Origin of the sequence: Runella aurantiaca, from assembly GCF_003339505.1 — a bacterium.
In the GTDB taxonomy this organism is placed as follows: domain Bacteria; phylum Bacteroidota; class Bacteroidia; order Cytophagales; family Spirosomataceae; genus Runella; species Runella aurantiaca.
In genome coordinates, this window is sequence record NZ_QPIW01000026.1 from 50,118 (window position 1) to 68,492 (window position 18,375).

At 46.1% G+C, this 18,375-nt stretch carries 15 protein-coding genes; 5 read left to right on the forward strand and 10 right to left on the reverse strand.

Going from position 1 to position 18,375, the window contains the following annotated elements; genetic code table 11:
- Nucleotides 1-42: 42 nt before the first annotated feature.
- Together DVG78_RS23430 and DVG78_RS23435 are read right to left on the reverse strand one after the other, a co-directional pair.
- The gene (locus DVG78_RS23430) at nt 43-1,224 is read right to left on the reverse strand and encodes a PQQ-dependent sugar dehydrogenase (RefSeq protein ID WP_114463467.1); all 1,182 of its coding nucleotides are present in this window, start codon (nt 1,222-1,224) and stop codon (nt 43-45) included.
- A 78-nt stretch (nt 1,225-1,302) separates the two neighbouring features.
- Entirely contained in the window at nt 1,303-2,316 is a 1,014-nt protein-coding gene (locus DVG78_RS23435) for an aldo/keto reductase (protein WP_114463468.1), read from the reverse strand.
- Between the two features lie 155 nt (nt 2,317-2,471).
- On the opposite strand from DVG78_RS23435, the gene DVG78_RS23440 reads away from it, so the two are divergent.
- Both DVG78_RS23440 and DVG78_RS23445 read left to right on the forward strand, forming a co-directional pair.
- A complete protein-coding gene (locus DVG78_RS23440; RefSeq protein ID WP_114463507.1) occupies nt 2,472-2,828 on the forward strand; it encodes a winged helix-turn-helix transcriptional regulator in 357 nt (118 codons plus the stop codon).
- Between the two features lie 100 nt (nt 2,829-2,928).
- The gene (locus DVG78_RS23445) at nt 2,929-3,720 is read left to right on the forward strand and encodes an NIPSNAP family protein (protein WP_114463469.1); all 792 of its coding nucleotides are present in this window, start codon (nt 2,929-2,931) and stop codon (nt 3,718-3,720) included.
- A gap of 77 nt (nt 3,721-3,797) precedes the next feature.
- On the opposite strand, the gene DVG78_RS23450 is transcribed toward DVG78_RS23445, so the two are convergent.
- Nucleotides 3,798-5,084 carry an acetyl-CoA hydrolase/transferase family protein gene (locus tag DVG78_RS23450; protein WP_114463470.1) on the reverse strand — a complete coding sequence of 429 codons (1,287 nt, stop codon included), beginning with the start codon at nt 5,082-5,084 and terminating at the stop codon, nt 3,798-3,800.
- Between the two features lie 225 nt (nt 5,085-5,309).
- Between DVG78_RS23450 and DVG78_RS23455 the strand changes: the two genes are divergently transcribed.
- Nucleotides 5,310-7,661 carry a prolyl oligopeptidase family serine peptidase gene (locus tag DVG78_RS23455; RefSeq protein WP_114463471.1) on the forward strand — a complete coding sequence of 784 codons (2,352 nt, stop codon included), beginning with the start codon at nt 5,310-5,312 and terminating at the stop codon, nt 7,659-7,661.
- A gap of 65 nt (nt 7,662-7,726) precedes the next feature.
- Here DVG78_RS23455 and DVG78_RS23460 read toward each other — a convergent pair whose 3' ends face one another.
- The 7 genes from DVG78_RS23460 to DVG78_RS23490 form a co-directional block, all read right to left on the reverse strand.
- On the reverse strand, nt 7,727-8,278 hold the full coding sequence (locus DVG78_RS23460; RefSeq protein ID WP_114463472.1) for a hypothetical protein: 552 nt from the start codon (nt 8,276-8,278) through the stop codon (nt 7,727-7,729).
- 552 nt (nt 8,279-8,830) lie between these two features.
- A complete protein-coding gene (gene lepB, locus DVG78_RS23465; RefSeq protein WP_114463473.1) occupies nt 8,831-9,970 on the reverse strand; it encodes a signal peptidase I in 1,140 nt (379 codons plus the stop codon).
- A 39-nt stretch (nt 9,971-10,009) separates the two neighbouring features.
- Complete coding sequence (dapB, locus tag DVG78_RS23470) at nt 10,010-10,729, reverse strand: 4-hydroxy-tetrahydrodipicolinate reductase (protein ID WP_114463474.1); 720 nt, start codon at nt 10,727-10,729, stop codon at nt 10,010-10,012.
- Between the two features lie 73 nt (nt 10,730-10,802).
- Complete coding sequence (locus DVG78_RS23475) at nt 10,803-11,495, reverse strand: DUF5683 domain-containing protein (RefSeq protein WP_147277161.1); 693 nt, start codon at nt 11,493-11,495, stop codon at nt 10,803-10,805.
- The gene (locus DVG78_RS23480) at nt 11,492-12,412 is read right to left on the reverse strand and encodes a ParB/RepB/Spo0J family partition protein (RefSeq protein WP_114069636.1); all 921 of its coding nucleotides are present in this window, start codon (nt 12,410-12,412) and stop codon (nt 11,492-11,494) included. Before DVG78_RS23480 ends, DVG78_RS23475 begins: the two co-directional genes overlap by 4 nt.
- 103 nt (nt 12,413-12,515) lie before the next feature.
- On the reverse strand, nt 12,516-13,319 hold the full coding sequence (locus tag DVG78_RS23485) for a ParA family protein (protein ID WP_114069637.1): 804 nt from the start codon (nt 13,317-13,319) through the stop codon (nt 12,516-12,518).
- 296 nt (nt 13,320-13,615) lie between these two features.
- A complete protein-coding gene (locus DVG78_RS23490) occupies nt 13,616-16,585 on the reverse strand; it encodes a 3-coathanger stack domain-containing protein (protein WP_158550081.1) in 2,970 nt (989 codons plus the stop codon).
- Between the two features lie 478 nt (nt 16,586-17,063).
- On the opposite strand from DVG78_RS23490, the gene DVG78_RS23495 reads away from it, so the two are divergent.
- Complete coding sequence (locus tag DVG78_RS23495; protein WP_114463476.1) at nt 17,064-17,567, forward strand: DUF4231 domain-containing protein; 504 nt, start codon at nt 17,064-17,066, stop codon at nt 17,565-17,567.
- A gap of 164 nt (nt 17,568-17,731) precedes the next feature.
- Nucleotides 17,732-18,373 carry a 3-keto-disaccharide hydrolase gene (locus DVG78_RS23500; protein WP_114463477.1) on the forward strand — a complete coding sequence of 214 codons (642 nt, stop codon included), beginning with the start codon at nt 17,732-17,734 and terminating at the stop codon, nt 18,371-18,373.
- The last annotated feature ends 2 nt before the right edge of the window (nt 18,374-18,375 follow it).

Below are 18,375 nucleotides of genomic sequence, written 5' to 3' on the forward strand. Positions count from 1 at the left end.
TCAAATCATTATTTATAAGTAAGTGATGCTAATAAAAACGATTTACGCTTTGGGGCTGATTCTGACGATTTTGCCTGAGTTTTCGAGCACCACGTAGATATTGCCGTCGGGTCCTTGACGTACGTCACGTACGCGTCCGAGTTTTTCGAACATTATTTCGCGGCTTACCACTTTGTTGCCTTTTACCACGAGGTGTTGGAGGTACGCAAATTTAAGTGAGCCAACAATCAGGTCGCCTTTCCATTCTTTGAATTTATCGCTCGTGATAAACGTCATTCCGCACGGCGCAATCGAAGGCTTCCAGTACGTAACGGGTTGCTCCATACCCACTTTGGCGGTGTCTTTGGAGATAATGCTGTTGTCGTAGTCAATCCCGAACGTAATCACGGGCCAGCCGTAGTTTTTGCCACGCTCTACGATATTCAGCTCATCACCTCCCTGCGGACCGTGTTCGTGCTCCCAAATAACGCCCGTGGTGGGGTGAATCGTCATTCCTTGGGGATTGCGGTGGCCATAGGTCCAGATTTCAGGACGCGCACCGGCGGTTTTTACGAATGGATTATCGGTAGGGATTTTTCCGTCTTCGTGCAGGCGGACCACTTTCCCTTGGTCTTTGCTCAGATTTTGTGAATTTTCTTTTTGTCCGCGTTCGCCGAGCGACAAAAATACATAGCCTTTTTTGTCAAATACAATGCGGCCACCGAAGTGTACATTGGCTCTGACGTTGGGGATGGCTTTAAACAAGTACTGAATATCGGTTAGGGCGTGGTCTTTCAGTTTGGCACGCAGCAGGGCGGTATTTGCGCCGCCGTCGTCGCCTTCTTCACCCGCCGCTTTGGGCGATGAATAACTGATATAAATCCAGCCGTTTGAAGCATAATCGGGATGCAAAGCTACGTCGAGCAAGCCGCCTTGTCCTTTGTAAAGAATGGCTGGCAATCCAGTAATTTCTTGCGGGTCCAAAACGCCATTTTTTACCAGACGCAATTTGCCGACGCGCTCGGTCACTAGCAAGTCCCCGTTGGGTAGAAAAGCAGTTGCCCAGGGCATGGTCAACCCTCTGGCAACGGTATCTACTTTCAAGTTGGCTTCGGTTATTTTTTGTACAGAATTTGTACCCTCCGTGATACCGCTATTGCTCATCAACGCAACGGAAGCGGTTAGAATCAAGCCTGTCAACGCAACGGGAAGGCTCTTTTTGAGTAAGGTTTTGTTGTTCTTCATAAAATGAAAATGAATAAAAAAACGATAGGTTGAAATGTTAAAAATAGAATAGGGCCGTGGATTCTCCTTCCTCCTTTGTTATGGAACCAATTCGAGTTGGTTTAAATGCCCAGTGATAAAATTAATTTCTTCATTACTCAAATGGATGTCCATGGCGGCGGCATTTTCGAGCGCTTGTTTGGCGTCGCGCGCCCCGACCAACGCAATGGTAATGCCCGGCTGCTCGACGGTCCAACGCAGCACCAATTGGCCAATCGTTGCTTTTTTATCATCGGCCAAAGGTTTGATTTTATCCAAAAATGCATCCACCCGTTTGAGATTCTCATCTTTGTAAAAAAACAGCTTTGCTCGGTGGTCGTCGGCCGCAAATTGGTGGCCGGGTTTCATTTTTCCGGTCAATAATCCACGTTCCAACGGGCTGTAGGCCAAGATGGCTTTTCCGTGCTCGATGCAATACGGAACCGTTTGCTTTTCAATGTCTCTTTTCACCATGCTGTAAGGCACTTGGTTGGAAGCAAGAGGGATGAACTTTTCGGCTTCGCGCATTTGGTCGGCGTTGTAATTGCAAACACCCGCGTAGCGCACTTTTCCTTGCGCTATTAACCGCGAAACGGCCTCCATGGTTTCACCGATGGGCGTTGTGGTGTCTGGCCAGTGAATTTGATACAGGTCAATATAATCGGTGCCCAGGCGTCGCAGGCTGTCTTCACATTCTTTGACAATGCTCTCTTTGCCCGCGTACCGGTAAATATCAATGGCTTGACCGTCGTTTTTTTTGCTGTGCATGGCAAAATCTCCCTTCGCCAAGTCCCAGCGCATGCCAAATTTTGTGAGGATTTGAACTTTGTCGCGCGGAATACCCTTGATGGCCTCGCCCACGATTTCTTCGCTGAGTCCTTGCCCATAAATTGGGGCGGTGTCAATGGAAGTTACGCCCACGTCATAAGACGCTCTGATGGCCTTTACGGCTTCATTTCGCTCGGTTCCGCCCCACATCCATCCTCCAGCGGCCCAAGCGCCAAAGGTAATCACGGATACATCAAGGCTAGCTTGATTTGGTTTGTCTGAAATGCCAATTTTGCGGTAGTTCATAGAAATAGTATTAACAACAAAACACGTATACAGGTAGGTTGCCGTTTTTATTTACGGTTTTCGATAAAAATCAGTTCACAAATGAACGTTTAAATCTAACTTTGAACAATAGTTTAGGTAATATTGAACAACTCCTTAAAAAGTTAGTGATGGCGATGAGAAAGTTAAGCTCTACCAATTATTATAATCAGACGTTTTTGGAAGATAAATGTGCGCTCAATGAGCTGATTCATCTTCTGAGCAAACGATGGCTAACGGAGGTTATGTTTAGCATTGAAGAAGGCAACAGCCGATTTTCAAGCCTGAAAGAGGACTTAAAGCACATCAGCGACAATATTTTGGCTGACCGCCTCAAGCTTCTTGAACAATATAAACTCATTGTTAGAAACAATCATTTGGGCGAAGTTCCCGCCCGGGTAGAATATTCTTTGACCGAAACGGGCGAAAAACTGAGCGAGTTGCTGGGCGGTTTGTGCAGTTTTGCTGAGAATGAAATGGAATTTCCTTCGTAAATTATGAGTTAAGCGTTAGACTTTAAAATGTGGATTTACTGAAAAACTAGCCGTTACTTTGGCCCTAATTACAACGTAACCCCCAAAAATCATTTTCAGTATGTCTAAGTTATTTATGCCATTGTTGTTGGCAGTGTGTTTTCTGAGTTTTGGTGTTTCGGCAACCGCCGCAAAACGCGATTTTTACCAAATTAAAATTTATCACCTCAAAACGGAAGAGCAGGAGAAAAAAGTGGATGCGTTTTTAAAAGACGCGTACCTGCCCGCCTTGCATCGAATCGGTATCAGTAAAGTGGGGGTTTTTAAACCCATCATCAACCCCGAAACGGCCAAGCCGACCGACGAAAAGCTTATCTACGTTTTTATTCCTTTCCGCTCACGCGATGAATTTTTTAAGTTGGAACAAAGACTGGCGAAAGATAAGGCGTATTGGAACGACGGCAAAGCCTACCACGACGCGGTATTCAGCGAGCCGCCGTATGATAGAATTGAATCAATTTTATTGAATGCGTTTGATAAAAGCCTGCAATTTACCATGCCCCAACTCACTTCTGCCCCCAAAGAAAGGGTCTATGAATTAAGAAGTTATGAAGGCCACACCGAAAAAATATCTAAGAATAAAATAAAGATGTTTAACGACGGCGACGAAATTGGTCTCTTCAAGCGTCTTGGCTTTAACGCGGTGTTTTATGCCGAAGTCGTATCGGGCAGTCGGATGCCCAATCTGATGTATCTCACCACTTTTGAAAACCGTGCTTCCCGCGATGAGCATTGGAAAGCATTCAGCGCCGATGCCTACTGGAAAAAACTTGCGGCGATGCCCGAATACCAAAAGAATGTTTCTAAGAATGACACCCGATTCTTTTATCCAACCGACTATTCTGATATTTAACAACATTTCTTTTCTACATCAAAGCAGCGCCAATCGGGTCCGATTGGCGCTGCTTTTGTATGCTAGTAATTCATTATTTACAACGTTTTGAATCGTTCAAAGCATTGACGCTCAATGTCTTCACGGTCGTCGGGGTGGGCAATGTTGATGAGGGCTTTGGCACGTTGGCGGAGGTTTTTTCCGAACAGATACGCTACCCCATATTCCGTAATGATGTAGTGCGCGTGGGCGCGGGTGGTGACCACTCCAGCGCCTTGCTTGAGGTAAGGCGCAATCCTTGAAATACCTTTTTGGGTACGGGAGGGAAGCGCAATGATGGGTTTCCCGCCTTGACTAAGGGCGGCCCCGCGCATAAAATCCATTTGACCACCCACGCCCGAATACTGATAGGTACCAATCGAATCAGAACAGATTTGCCCCGTTACGTCGACTTCTACGGCGCTGTTGATGGCCACCACTTTGGGATTTTGTTTGATAATGTACGGGTCATTGACAAAATCAATGTCAAGAAACGAAAACGCAGGATTGTCATTGACGTAATCATACAGACGCTTAGTGCCTAAGGCAAAACCCGTGACGGTTTTGTTGGGCATGATTACTTTAAATCGATTGTTGATGACATCTTTATCGAACAAATCAATCAGCCCATCGCTGAACATTTCGGTGTGAACGCCTAGGTTTTTGTGGTTATAAAGACACTGCAAAACCGCGTTGGGAATGGAGCCGATGCCCATTTGGAGGGTGCTGCCGTCGTCAATCAATTCGGCGACGTATTGACCGATTTTTTGGTCGCTTTCCGACACTGAACTGCTGAAATTGGCTTCATGGAGGGCGTCTTCACAATAAACCATCGCGTGAAATTTACTGGCGTGAATCATGCCGTCGCCCTGCGTACGCGGAACGTTGGGGTTTACCTGAGCAATGACGTAACGGGCGTTGTTGACAGCCGAGCGGGCAATGTCGACCGAAAGCCCCAACGAGCAATAACCGTGTTGGTCGGGTACCGACACGTGCACCAAGGCAACGTCGATGGGTAAAATTCCTTGATTAAACAACTCTGGGATTTCACTTAAAAACACCGGAACATAATCGGCCCGCCCTTCATTGACGGCCTTGCGAATGCTCTCCGAAACAAAAAGTGAATTGATGTGAAAATGGCCTTGGAATTCGGGTTTATCAATGTATACATCGCCGTAAACGGTGATAGAAACAACCTCAACATCCTGTAATCGAGGGGCTTCCAGAGCGAGGTGTTTTAAAAGGAATGAAGGGGTTTGTGCACTTCCTTGTACAAAGACTCGGTGGCCAGATTGAACGCAGGAAAGAGCCTCTTGCGGAGAAACGTAGCTGATTTTTGGGCGCATTGGGTGGGCCGTTTGGTTTGGCGCAATGGTAGGCGCTGTGATGGTTTGAAAAAATGATAATTATCAGGAAATAAAGGGGGAAATATCGGCAAAAGATGCGATTTTAACTACTTTTATCTCTTTAAACCAAGGCTACGTCCTCATTCCGTCGTTTTGTGGGCGGTATTTATTTGTTTTGATTTTTAAATTGTATTTTCAACCGTAAACACTTCATTTTACTTACTTATGCGAAACTTTTACCTTTGGCGAACCCACCTGTTCCTTGCCTTTTTTTGTGCCCTAAACGTCACGCTCAAAGCCCAGACCCTTGCGCCACTTTCGGTGGAAAAAATCATGCGCGACCCCAAATGGATGGGCGTTGCCCCTTCCAATCCCTACTGGAGCGAAGACGGTACCAAAATTTTCTTTAGCTGGAATCCTGAAAAAAACACGGGTGACTCACTCTACGTGTACGAACTGTCAACCAAGCAAACCCGCAAAGTAACGCCGCTGGAGCGCAGTTTGCTGCCGACTGCATCGGGCGATTATAACCGTGCTTTCACCCAAAAATTATTCATAAAAAATGGGGATATTTATTGGATTGACGTGAAAACGGGCCAAACCCGACAGTTGACCAATACCGTAGATGCAGAATCAAACGTTACGTTTAGCGCCGATGGCAGCAAAGCTATTTTTAGACGCGGGCAAAACTTGTTTTCGCAACATTTGCTCACGGGAGAGTTGATTCAATTAACGAATTTTTTGCCAGGAACAAAGAAAGCCGACGCGGCCGCAAACGAGCAGGATAAGTGGCTGAAAAAAGACCAATTGGCGTTGTTTGAGGTTTTGAAAGAGCGTGCTGACAAAAAAAAGGAAGCGGATAAAATTACAAAATCAAACCAACCGAAACGCCCGAAAGAGATTTATACCAACGATGCTATCTTGGATAATATCCTCTTATCGCCCACGGCGGAGTTTATCACTTACCGTTCGACCAAAGGGGGTAGTGGCGCAAAATCAACCGTTGTGCCGAGTTATGTAACTGAATCTGGCTACACCGAAAACCTGCCCGCCCGCACGAAAGTGGGCGCTTCCCAAAACAACTCGCAGTTGTTTATCTACAACATTAAGAAAGATACCGTACTCGAAGCATCGACCAAAGACTTGACGGGTATCAACGTAAAACCTGAATACCTGAAAGAATACAAAGCCGATACGGCTAAAAAAGCCGCCGCCCGCAAAGTGCAGTTTATCAACGTTCGGTGGTCGGAAGATGGCAAGTACGTGGTTGCAATGATGCGCTCACAAGACAATAAAGACCGTTGGATTGCTTCTCTAAACCCCGAAACTGCTAAATTTAAAGTCCTTGACCACCTGCGCGACGAAGCATGGGTAGGTGGCCCGGGCAGTTTTTGGTTGGAATGGATTGATAATGAAACCATTATTTTTCATTCCGAAGCCACGGGCTATTCGCATTTGTACTCGGTTAATGTCCGTACGGGCGAGCGCAAAACCCTCACGTCGGGGAAGTTTGAGGTGCAGCAGGCGCAGCTCTCAAAAGACAAGAAAACCATCTATTTTCAGTCAAACGAAGTACACCCGGGCGAGCAGCATTTCTATAAAATGGCCGTTACGGGAGGGGAGCGTACCAAGCTTACGGGCATGGTGGGAGCCAATGATGCCACGCTATCGCCCGATGAGTCGAAGTTATTGATTCGTTATTCTTCGGCCACAAAACCATGGGAATTGTACCTTCAGGAGGCGCAGCCCAGCGCCACGGCTACGCAACTTACGAAATCGCTTTCCCCTGAGTTTAGCTCGTATCAGTGGCGTGAACCCCAAATTGTGACCGTAAAGGCCAGCGACGGGGTTGATATTTATGCCCGTTTGTACGTTCCCAAAAAGAAAAATGGTGCGGCGGTGGTGTTTGTTCACGGGGCGGGTTACCTTCAAAATGCCCATAAATGGTGGAGTCAATATTTTAGAGAGTATATGTTTCATAACCTGTTGGTGGATTTGGGCTATACCGTGCTCGACATGGATTACCGGGCGTCGTCGGGCTATGGCCGCGATGTACGCACGGGGATTTATCGTTTTATGGGCGGAAAAGATTTGGATGATAATGTTGACGGGGCAAAATTCTTGGTTGAAAAACACGGAATTGACGCCAAGCGCATCGGTATTTACGGTGGTTCTTACGGTGGTTTTATCACTTTAATGGCCATGTTTACCAAGCCGGGTGTTTTCAAAGCAGGAGCTGCTTTGCGTCCCGTGACCGACTGGGCGGCGTATAATCACCCTTATACGGCCAATATCCTTAACGAACCCGCCACGGATTCGTTGGCGTATCGTCGGAGTTCGCCTATTTATCACGCGGCAGGATTGAAAGATCATTTATTGATTTGTCATGGCATGGTAGATGTCAACGTGCATATTCAGGATTCATACCGGTTGGTACAGCGTTTGATTGAGCTGAAAAAAGACAATTGGGAAATGGCGTCTTACCCCATGGAAGACCACGGTTTTGTGGAGCCAACCAGTTGGATGGATGAATATAAACGTATTCTGAAGTTGTTTCAGGAGAAGTTGAAGAAATGATAATCAGACAGTTAGAGAGTGCAAAAGGCCGTTCTAAAGGTAACTTTGTGACGGCCTCTTGCACTCTACACTACATCAAATAAATCAGTATATGAATTGCAAAACATTTGCTTAATTTCTTTCTCTGTCTTTTGAATATCAGTACAATTTCTATTTACTAGTAAATATGAACTAACATGTTCATATTCAATATGTTCGAATGTAAGACGTCCAATTTTTGTAGGGATAAGTTCTTTGTAAATTCTATATCTTTGATTATTCTTATAATCTTCAACCATTCCTTTTTTGTCGAGAGTTCTAGCTCCAGAAATTCCAAAAGATGCATTGGGGTAATATATCAAAATGTAAGGGATTACCTTAATACAGGTAACAAAAATATTACCAATATCACCTTTATTGATAATTATACTATACTTACGATCGCTGCGACGATGTTGCTTGCAATAAAATTTGATAGCAAAGACATCGCCCTTATGATAATCAGCGCGGATAATATAGTGAAGTTTAGTAACTGGGGAAAAGAATTTGAATACTAGTGTGTATTCATGAGAAGTAATATCTTTACAAGGCTCTTTTTGGATAAACTTTATATCGTATCCAGGGTAATCAAATGTCAAGGCACTAAAAATGCATTACTGTTCCTACTTCTTTTTGCATGTTCACTTTCAGATACAAGTTTACCAACTACTAAGTCGGGTGTTATTTTTACATGCTCTACTGTCTGAACTTTAGCCCAATTAAGTCTTTCTCCTTTTGATAGCCGTGTCTTTTTTACTAATGTGTCCATAGTATTTGAGTTTTTGTCTTAAATACCTTAATTCAGATACTACTCCCAGTGATACAGGTAATACTGTTACTTACAAAGTTAAAGTGTTTACTTCTTCAGTAATTGCATACAAATATATGCAATTATATGTTAAAAATATATAACGCTGAAACTGAATATAAAGTTTATAATGTAGCAGTTGTTGATATTAGCAATGAAAATACAATGGCAGATTATCTCCAGAATAATAGAAAAGAGGAAATCAATAACAGTGAAAACTAATAAATCTTAAAAACCTGATTTATGCACGAGCATTTTGTGTAAACGAGGTGAGTCACAACCCAATGTACGGCATAAAAAAAGAGCCGCAACACGTTGCGGCTCTTCGTATAAACAGAAAATCTTAATCAATGATTCTAAACAAACGATTCCAACGAATTTTGTTCAGAATTGACTTTGGATTGGGGTCAATGGACATCCAGATGAAGACCGCTTTGCCGACGATGTGGTCGGCGGGCACAAAGCCCCAAAAGCGTGAATCGGCGGATTCATAGCGGTTATCGCCCATCATAAAGTAATAATCCTGCTTGAAAGTATAACTTGTGATGGCTTTGCCGTCGATGCTGATGGTGTTTTTGTCCACGACTATTTTTGACGCGTCATTGTGGTCAAAGAACTTAATCACATGGCCGTATTTTGATACGTTTGCCGAGTCGAGTTGAATGGTCAGCCCTGTTTTGGGAACTTGAATTGGACCCCAAAAGTCAGGGTTTTGCTTAGCACCCGCTGGAAATAGCCCCATTTCGGTGCTTGTGGGGGCGTAGCGATATTCGTGTTTTACGTCCTTAATAAAGGGGTGTTTCAACAAACCTTCCACAATTTGTGGGGTTGTGCGAATCTGGTATAAAAACTTGTTGGGAGCCAAAGAATCACTGGGATACGAGCTGTAATCTTGAATATCTTCGTTCTCAAAGAAACGGTCATCCAATAAGTCCGTAGACCACATGCGGTAGTAAAACTGTGCTTTAGCGGGAACTTCTGCGGGTTTACCGTTTACATACACATCAGCGCCTTTAATATCAACCAAGTCGCCACCCACGGCAATACAGCGTTTGATGAAGTTGGTGCGCAAATCAACGGGGAATGCTTTGTAGCCGCCGTTGCCCTGTGCAGGATCTTCAAACGGCTCATCGGGGTCGCCGGGGTAGTTGAATACCACCACATCGTTGCGTTTTACGTCCGAAAAGCCCGGCAGGCGGTACATCGGAAGTTGAATCAGGGTTGAAAATGACGGAATATTGGTTCCCCAGATGGTTTGGTGGGTCAGTGGCACTTGCAAGGGCGTTCCCGGGGTGCGGGCACCGTAATGAAGTTTACTCACAAACAGGAAGTCGCCAATCAACAGGCTCTTCTCCATCGAAGACGAAGGAATGGTGTAGGCTTCTAAAAATAACCAACGGATTAAGGTAGCTGCCACGACGGCAAAAACAATGGAATCAAGCCACTCTCTAAAGGCAGATTTTTTGGGGTTGGGTTTTGACATTTCCGGTAGTATTGAATGCAATTTTGGTGAATGAAAAACTTAGTCTTCGCCGAGCAAATCGTCCATGCCGTAGACTCCCTGGCGAGGGGAGAGCCATTCAGCGGCGACGACGGCCCCTAAAGCAAATCCTTGACGGCTATGGGCCACGTGTTGAATCTCGATGCTATCAACGGCGGAGTCATAGCGGATAACGTGAGTGCCAGGCACCTCACCTTCGCGCAAAGATACAATCGGGATTTGATTTTCGGCAACATCGGCTTGATTGGCCCATTCCGTTTTGGCGGCGAGGTGCTCTATCAGGCCTTCGGCGAGCGTAATGGCCGTGCCACTGGGCGCATCTAGCTTATGGATGTGGTGAATTTCGGTGGTATGAACGCTGTACTGTGAATAGGGCGCAATGAGCTTGGCCAAGTACTTGTTCAATCTAAAAAATAAGTTGACGCCGATGCTGTAATTGGAGGCGTAGAAAAAAGCAGCTCCGTGCGCTTGGCAAAGTTGTTCGATTTCGGGGCGGTGATGTAGCCAGCCCGTGGTGCCGCATACGGTAGGCAAGCCTTTGTTCATGCACCATTTGAGGTTTTCGTAGGCGGCTTCGGGGGCGCTAAATTCAATGACGGCATCTACATTGTCGCGGCTGAAAGTATCCAGCTCGTGGCGATTGGTAACGTCAATTTTTCCGACAATTTGGTGACCGCGACTCAGGGCGATTTGTTCGATTACTTTGCCCATTTTGCCGTAGCCCAGAAGAAGAATATTCATTAATTTGAAAATTTATTATGTGCCAAAGCACTGGTATGCGTTAAAGGTGAATGAATGAGCAATCAGCAAATTATTATTTAATCGGTATTACTATTTTAGCCCCGATGATACCGCCCGTAAATGAATTATAGCCAGCATCGGGCTGAACCCGAAACGATATATCTTCCGACATATCAAAGGTTTTTAAGTGAGCCGCTACGTTGGCTTCGATGATATTAAGCGTCCAAACGGCCGTTAGCATCACAAAATTCAAATCCCGGTAGCGACGATAAAAATCTTTCCCTTTCGTAATCTGCTCAATCGTTAGGGTCCGCGTTATTTTTTGACCCCGAATGTATACGGGTGCTTCTGTCCGTAATGCCGCCCCTGTTACAGGATTATAACTGTCGATGTAGGGCGTTAGATAGTCGTGGTACCGAATATTAAAATAGCGGATAAAATAAATGACCGTTCCAAAACCCGCGTACACAAAAGGCATTTTCCAATACTGTTTGTTGTACGCCTGTCCGAGGCTTGGCACCACGAGCGAATACATAGCCGCTTTGCGGGGGCTGTGCTTGGCCGCAGGCTTGGCTGGGGCCACGATTTTGGCCAGGGTATCTTTCAGGCCCTGAGCGTTTTTGAGTGAATCAGGGCGCAGGGTATCGGCAAGGGTTGCCAAACGGGCAAAGCGCTTTTGCAGGGAGTCTGTTTTAACTTGCTGGCTCATTACTCCTGACAACCCCACCACACACCAGCAAATGAGCAATAATCCCGACCGTATCACGATTCAAATTTTAAAACCTTTAAAATCCGTTCCAACTCATCCTGCGAAGTAAAAGGAATTTTTATTTCTCCTTTTTGTTTATCGTCGGTTTTAATAGAAACCTTTGAGCCAAAATAAGAAGAAAGTTTAAACTGCAACGACCGCATTTCTTGCTTTACCACGCTCGGGCGACGGTCATGGGAGTTAGGGTCGGGCGTTTCTATTTGGAGACTGCGCACGGCATCTTCTACTTTGCGTACCGACCACGCTTCTTCGATGGTTTTACGAAACAGTTTAAGTTGTACGTCTGGATTGTCAATGTTGATGATGGCTCGGGCGTGGCCCATCGTGATTTGGTCGTCGCGCAGGGCGGCCTGAATCATGGGCGGGAGTTTGAGCAAACGAATGTAATTGTTGACCGTTGTGCGGTTTTTGCCGACGCGCTCCCCCAATTCGTCTTGCTTGAGGCCACAATCGGAAATCAGTCGCTGATAGCTCAGGGCAATTTCGATGGCGTTGAGGTTTTCGCGTTGTATGTTTTCAATCAAGGCCATTTCCAGCATTTGCTGGTCGTTGGCCGTTCGGATATACGAAGGAATGTGGGTCAGACCTGCCAGCTTGGAAGCCTGTAAACGTCGCTCTCCTGAAATCAACTGGTAGCGGTCCCGACCAATCTGACGTACGGTGATGGGTTGGATAATGCCTTGAATACGAATGGATTCCGCTAATTCATTGAGGGCTTCTTCATCAAAACGCGTACGAGGTTGAAAAGGGTTTACATCAATCTGCTCAACGTGAATTTCGCTCATCATGCTCACGTTGTCGTAAGGCAGAGGGCGAGTTGAACGGTTGACGTTATCGCTGTCATGGAGTAATGCACCCAAGCCACGTCCGAGTCCTGTCATTTTTTTAGGAGCCGCTTTTCCAATATTTTCCATGTGTAGAAGATTTTTTATAAATGTTGGGTTGAATGAAAGACGTAACTTTTTGTAAAACCGTTACGCATGCCAATGAAGCGGGACAAAACGGCCCGCCGGGAGATTAATTGGCTTTTCGTACGGTTTGTTCGTCCTGTTCAAGCAGCCCATTCTTACTTAAAATTTCGCGGGCAAGGTTAAGATAACTGACCGCGCCCTTGCTGTCGGAATCTTGCGCAATGGTAGGAACACCGTAGCTTGGAGATTCACTGAGACGGATATTTCGGGGAATGATGGTATTGAAAACCATGTGTTTGAAATGCGCCGTTACCTCATTGACGACTTGGTTGGAAAGGCGCACGCGCATGTCATACATGGTCAGCAAAATGCCTTCGATGGCCAAATTGGTATTGAGTCGGGTTTGGATAATCTTAATGGTATTGAGCAATTTACCCAAACCTTCCAACGCAAAATATTCGCACTGCACGGGTACAATCACCGAATCGGCGGCCGTGAGGCTGTTGATGGTAATCAAACCCAGCGAGGGAGAGCAGTCAATGATGACAAAATCGTAGTCTTCTTTGATGGGCCACAAAGCTTCCTTCATTTTTTCCTCGCGGTTTTTGAGATTAATCATTTCAATCTCCGCTCCTACAAGGTCGATGTGGGAAGGCAAAAGGTACAGATTCTCGAAGTTGGTTTCTACGATGGCTTCCTGAGGAATGACACCTTCTACCATACATTCGTAAATGCTGTATTCGATTTCTTTGGGGTTAAAACCCAAGCCCGACGTAGAGTTGGCCTGAGGGTCAGCGTCTACGATTAAGGTTTTAAAATCCAGTACTGCTAAACTTGCTGCCAGATTGATGGCAGTGGTCGTTTTACCGACGCCACCTTTTTGGTTGGCTATTGCTATAATTTTGCCCATTGTTGTTAGGTTTACCGCCTTCAAATATCCATCTTTATTCGGACTCTGCCAAACTGTTCCACGTAAAAAATGTTAAATGTTTCACGATTTAGTAGTAAGGAGTTGGCAGTTAACCCTTAGCAAAGCAACGATTTTGATTTTTTGAAGGGACTTACTTCCCAATTAAACATTATAAATGAAAGAATGGCCTAAACGAGTGGTAGTGAGGCTCATTTGGAAACGTGTAAATTTTAACAATCATTTAATACTCCCTTATGGGGCGCATTTTGTGCCTGCTTTCAAGGATGATTTAACCTTTAATAGCCGCATCCGCCAATATATGCTTTAAAAATACTGCCACTTTGGGCTTCAAAACCTGGTTGAAGGGTGACTGATTTTCCCGCGTTCAGCAGTACGTTTGTGCCCGCCGAAACCGCTGTTGGCCCACCGTTTTGGGTGACAATTGTTGTGGCTGCGTCGTATTTTCCAGTGGTGATGGTTCCTGACACAAGGCGGGTATCGGGGCAGGGAGGAGAAGCGCCCGTTTCCTGAATGAGAATGTTGTCCAAAAACAAACGATTGCCCCATCCGCCCACATCTTCAAAGACCAACTCTAGGGTTTTGCCGGCATAGCCCGATAAATTAATGGTTTCTTTCCGCCATTGACTGCAATCTGCTGGGGTAAAAAGCCCCGTTTGGTCGGGAGCCGTGGCCAGCGTACTTCCTGATTTATCATAAAGGAGTTGTTGGTTTCCGTCGCACGAAATGCCCCAAACCCTAAGTTTGTCGAATTTTACGGCATCATAACGGGCATAGGCTACGTCAAAAGTAAGGCTGGCAGAATCCATGTTGGAAAGGTCAACAAAACGCCTGAGCTGGTCTATTTTTCCAGTATTATCGGTGGCTCGGTTATTGATTACGGCGGCGTTGGCATGACAGGTGTTGCTTTCTGTAGTCCACCCAACGGCATCATTGTCAAGGTTTTGGTTAATCCAATGGGTTAAGTTGGCAACAAACTGCTCATTTACAGGCTCGGCAATATGCCGTGCCGCGTCGGTAGGAAAAGCATCGTAAATATCTTTGATGCCGTCGTTGTCGCGGTCGATTCCTTTTACGTAATTCAGTAGCGTAGTCAAAGCCTGCGGGGCATTGGCGGGCGAGGGTGAGCCAGCTTGGTTCAACGTGCTTTCGCCGTGACATGACGTGCAGGTTCGTACCTCACCTGCTTTGGTGCTTATCCATAATCTTTCCCGTACAATTCCTTTATTATTGGCGTCGGTTAGTTGCCAAGTCAGGGCGCGTTTGGCGGGTACAATCATCGCGGCGGAGCCGTCTGGATGGATATTGGCACTGCCTTGGGCACCAGTGGTTGGCGGATTATAAACGACGGCCGCGGGGTCATGCAAAAACTTGGCAATGCCTCTTCGTCCGGGTTTGGGCGTCGCCATTCCGCCGATACCGCGCAACAAATCGTTTTGTAAAAATTGGAGGTGTTTTACCTCATAAACAGGAGAGGGGCTAACTGGATTGATGGTTTGGTGGGCGCTGCCCGACACCTTTAAATTAAACGGTTGTTGTTGGTCGGCATCGTCCCGGCTGGTGACATCCCGGATGGCAAGGACGGATAGGTTATTGCGGCGGAGAAATTTTTGAAAATCGTGCAAATTCACGCCCGCCGCCGCAAAAAGTGCCTGCTCAGAAGGCGCAACGGTTTGCAAATTGAGGGTAGGCGTGGTAGGACGCGGGGTGACTTTTACTTCTACGGGATAGGTTTCCCACAGTATGCCAGAATACGTCAATAACTCATCGGGACTCCACCAAGATACGGTTTTGGTGATGCCAGCTCCCGTCAAAGCCGTGGCTGAGGCTTTAAAATAGCCCCCAGCGGCTTCCAAAAGACGAATGCGATAATCGTATTTGCTGAGCGGAGCGCCAGAAGTGCCTATATTTTCATCATAATCGGTTGCGTGTGAGTGCGAAACAATGACCTGTCCATCCGAAAGCGGCAGGGGAGTGCGATACATGCCGCTGTGGTTTGCGCTGGGCGTTTCGTCGGGAGAGCGCGTGTCGGGGTGCGTAATGTAGGTAAAAGTAATTTGTTCGGGGTGCATTCCGGGCGGTGCGTTTACTTTTACCACCATTCCTGAGGCGTGTGTACCAAACTCGGGGGCTTCGATTCCGTAATAAAGACCTGGCGTGACGGGGGATTCGCGAATATGAAACATCGCCCGAATTGGGGTCGGACTGATGGGCGTGTAGAAATCGTGGAGATTGGGGTCATTGGTAAAATTTTGCGTCATATAATTCCCCATTTCGTGCCGGCCCAAGTGGTTGAGCATTTCCATTTCGGTGCCGTCTTCGTTCATCATCCAAGGATTAAAAATATTGAAGTTTTGGGGATTGGTATTGGCCCACTGCGGCAGCGAAAGTAAATCGGTTCGGCCAGGACGCGGCTCAGGAAAGATTTCTACGTCGGGTAAAATGGACGATTTGGTGGCGTTGGCGGTTTCATCGGCGTAGTTAAAAGTGCCGTAACCTGTGTTGTCGATGATGTCCGCATCGGCCTGTTGGTCGCGCTGAAGGTGGTCCCATCGGGTGAAGATGACGCGCCCAGCGTGGTCAATGGTTGGCGTAAAATCTCCCGATGGCGAATGGGTCAACATTTCGAGCCCGTCGGCCATCGAACAAGCGTTGGGGTCGAGCCGCCAAATCCCCGACACGATAGGGGAAGATTCGTATTCGTCGTGCTGTGGGTACAGGTGCGCAGCCCCGCCAAGGGGCATATCGGTCGTAAAAAGAATGCGGTCGTCGGTGCCATAAATCGGCTGAATGTTGTTGTAGCCCACCGGTTGGTTGGGCACGAGCGTAATCACAGGGGTATCATTTTTACCTAATCCTGTAATCTCGTATAACTTCCAACGGTAGCTCTGAACCTGATAACGGGCCGTAGCCGAGCCGATGACCATGCTGAACAATGCTTTGGTGCCACTCCAATGCACAGACGGGTCACGCACTGCGATAGACGTAGCGCCCTGCATTCCCGTTTGGCCGTAACCTGCCGTTTGGGTCAGATTCTTCAACGAGCCGTCGGGATAGCGAATGTAAAGGTCGCCGCCTCGCGGAGCCGAAAAGGTGCTTGCCTGATGATTGCCGAAGGTTTCTAAGCTGGTGGCAAACCCAAATGGTTGAGGCACTTGGGTACAAAACAGAATGGGATTGGGCAAGGTTTGGGCGCGGAGTAAGAGGGAAGAAAGGGAGAATGCCGCTAAAAGGAAATGTGTTTTCATGGCTGAACAATGGTTAAAAAACATAAAGAGGACAGGTAAGAAAAAGCGCAATGAAAAAATGAGTATTGTGGCCGATAATCGCTGGAGAGCGTGGCTTTAAATGCGTTTGCCTTGGGCAAAAAGTAGGGGAGGTATTCGGAAATAAATCGCAGGTTTCAGGCGCTGAAATCGTAGAAACGGACTGCTAAGCAAAGGTATAGATAGTTTGTGTTAATTTCCCAACCGTTTAATCGAAAACAATGGCAGCTGATACCCCCTCAAAAAAGAAATTGAGATTACGATTTTTTTGGCGGAAAAGTACAGGGAGGAGAACGGTTATTTAGGAATATTTTCTATTTTTGAAAAGAATACAAAAGCCTTTTTGGTATAAAATGAATGGTGGAGCAGTGGGCGGATAATGCCCAAAAAATGCGTTAGAAATGAATAGTTAGACGGATTTTATTTCTATTACCCTCATAAACATTCTACCCCTAAACAAATGCCTAACATGACTGAAGAAGAGCACAATGACCGAGAGTCGCTGGTTGCGTTTATTGACAAGATTCATCAGGTATATGAAATTTGGTACGCCAAAGTTGCCAAGCGAAATCATCGAGTTTGGTACATGCTTCAACTGGTATCATTATTATGCGGATTTTTAACCTCTATTTTTGTCGCCTTTCAAACCAAAGCCACCTGGACTCCTAACATTAAGCTCATTTGCGCCGTCATTCCGTTGATTGGCTCGTTAGCATCTACCATCGTTTTACAATTTAAAGTTTTTGAAACCTGGAGGTTACGGGAAGAGGGCCGGATTTCGTTTCACAATCTTGTGAATTTCGGAAACAGCGAGTTGTTGAAGTGTAAAACGCCCGAAGATTTTCAAAAACTGCACGAGACGCTTACCCAAAAAACCAACGAACTCGAAAACGAGCAATCAAGCAAATATTTTGGCCTATACGGTAGCAATTTTATTGCCTCATTTACCCCCAAAAAAGCCTAATGGCTTTGTCTTTTGTCTCCTACGATTGGGCCATTCTCGTTGTAGTGAGGAAGTTAATCACCGATGAAGTGTAGTGAACTGCTGGAGCGTCTTGTGGTTTTTTCAGAGATAGTAGATAAAGCCCAAATTGCCTTTAAAACAGTAGATAAAACAAGGCATCTCTCATGGCAAAGCATCTTCTGATTTTTTCACTGGCGGGTATCCTTACCCTTACTAACCTTTTTCTGATTCCCTCCCAAAAAGCGGTTCGGCTGTTTGATGGTAAAAGTTTTAAGGGCTGGGAAGGCGATACCGTCACTACTTGGCGGATCGAAAACGGGGCGCTTGTGGGTGGCTCGCTCGTGACCAAAGTGCCGCACAATGACTTTCTTTGTACCCAACGTAGCTTTTCAAATTTTATCTTGAAACTCAAATTCAAATTGGCGGGTACGGAGGGTTTTATCAATTCTGGAGTACAGTTTCGCAGCAAACGATTGACCAATCCTGCCTACGAAATGATTGGTTATCAGGCCGATTTGGGAGATAATTACTGGGCAAGTTTGTACGACGAATCAAGAAGAAATAAAACCTTGATTGGCCCCGACGCGGCGCTCGTTAAAAAAATATTGAAGCCCGGGGCTTGGAATGACTTTGAAGTTCGGGCTGAAAATCGCAGGATTCGTATCCTTTTAAATGGTCAGCAGACCGTAGATTATACCGAACCCGACGAGAGCATTCCGCAATCGGGCCTGATTGGCTTGCAAATCCATGGGGGCGGAAAAGCGGAAGTGGCGTATAAGGATATAATTATCCAAGAACTACCTTAACC

Excerpts from the sequence above, each read along its gene's own strand:
- DVG78_RS23485 (WP_114069637.1), bottom strand. The coding sequence starts at position 13,319 with ATGGGCAAAATTATAGCAATAGCCAACCAAAAAGGTGGCGTCGGTAAA.
- dapB (WP_114463474.1), bottom strand. The coding sequence starts at position 10,729 with ATGAATATTCTTCTTCTGGGCTACGGCAAAATGGGCAAAGTAATCGAA.
- DVG78_RS23450 (WP_114463470.1), bottom strand. The coding sequence starts at position 5,084 with ATGCGCCCAAAAATCAGCTACGTTTCTCCGCAAGAGGCTCTTTCCTGC.
- DVG78_RS23435 (WP_114463468.1), bottom strand. The coding sequence starts at position 2,316 with ATGAACTACCGCAAAATTGGCATTTCAGACAAACCAAATCAAGCTAGC.
- DVG78_RS23430 (WP_114463467.1), bottom strand. The coding sequence starts at position 1,224 with ATGAAGAACAACAAAACCTTACTCAAAAAGAGCCTTCCCGTTGCGTTG.
- DVG78_RS23440 (WP_114463507.1), top strand. The coding sequence starts at position 2,472 with ATGAGAAAGTTAAGCTCTACCAATTATTATAATCAGACGTTTTTGGAA.
- DVG78_RS23455 (WP_114463471.1), top strand. The coding sequence starts at position 5,310 with ATGCGAAACTTTTACCTTTGGCGAACCCACCTGTTCCTTGCCTTTTTT.
- DVG78_RS23490 (WP_158550081.1), bottom strand. The coding sequence starts at position 16,585 with ATGAAAACACATTTCCTTTTAGCGGCATTCTCCCTTTCTTCCCTCTTA.
- lepB (WP_114463473.1), bottom strand. The coding sequence starts at position 9,970 with ATGTCAAAACCCAACCCCAAAAAATCTGCCTTTAGAGAGTGGCTTGAT.
- DVG78_RS23480 (WP_114069636.1), bottom strand. The coding sequence starts at position 12,412 with ATGGAAAATATTGGAAAAGCGGCTCCTAAAAAAATGACAGGACTCGGA.
- DVG78_RS23495 (WP_114463476.1), top strand. The coding sequence starts at position 17,064 with ATGCCTAACATGACTGAAGAAGAGCACAATGACCGAGAGTCGCTGGTT.
- DVG78_RS23445 (WP_114463469.1), top strand. The coding sequence starts at position 2,929 with ATGTCTAAGTTATTTATGCCATTGTTGTTGGCAGTGTGTTTTCTGAGT.
- DVG78_RS23500 (WP_114463477.1), top strand. The coding sequence starts at position 17,732 with ATGGCAAAGCATCTTCTGATTTTTTCACTGGCGGGTATCCTTACCCTT.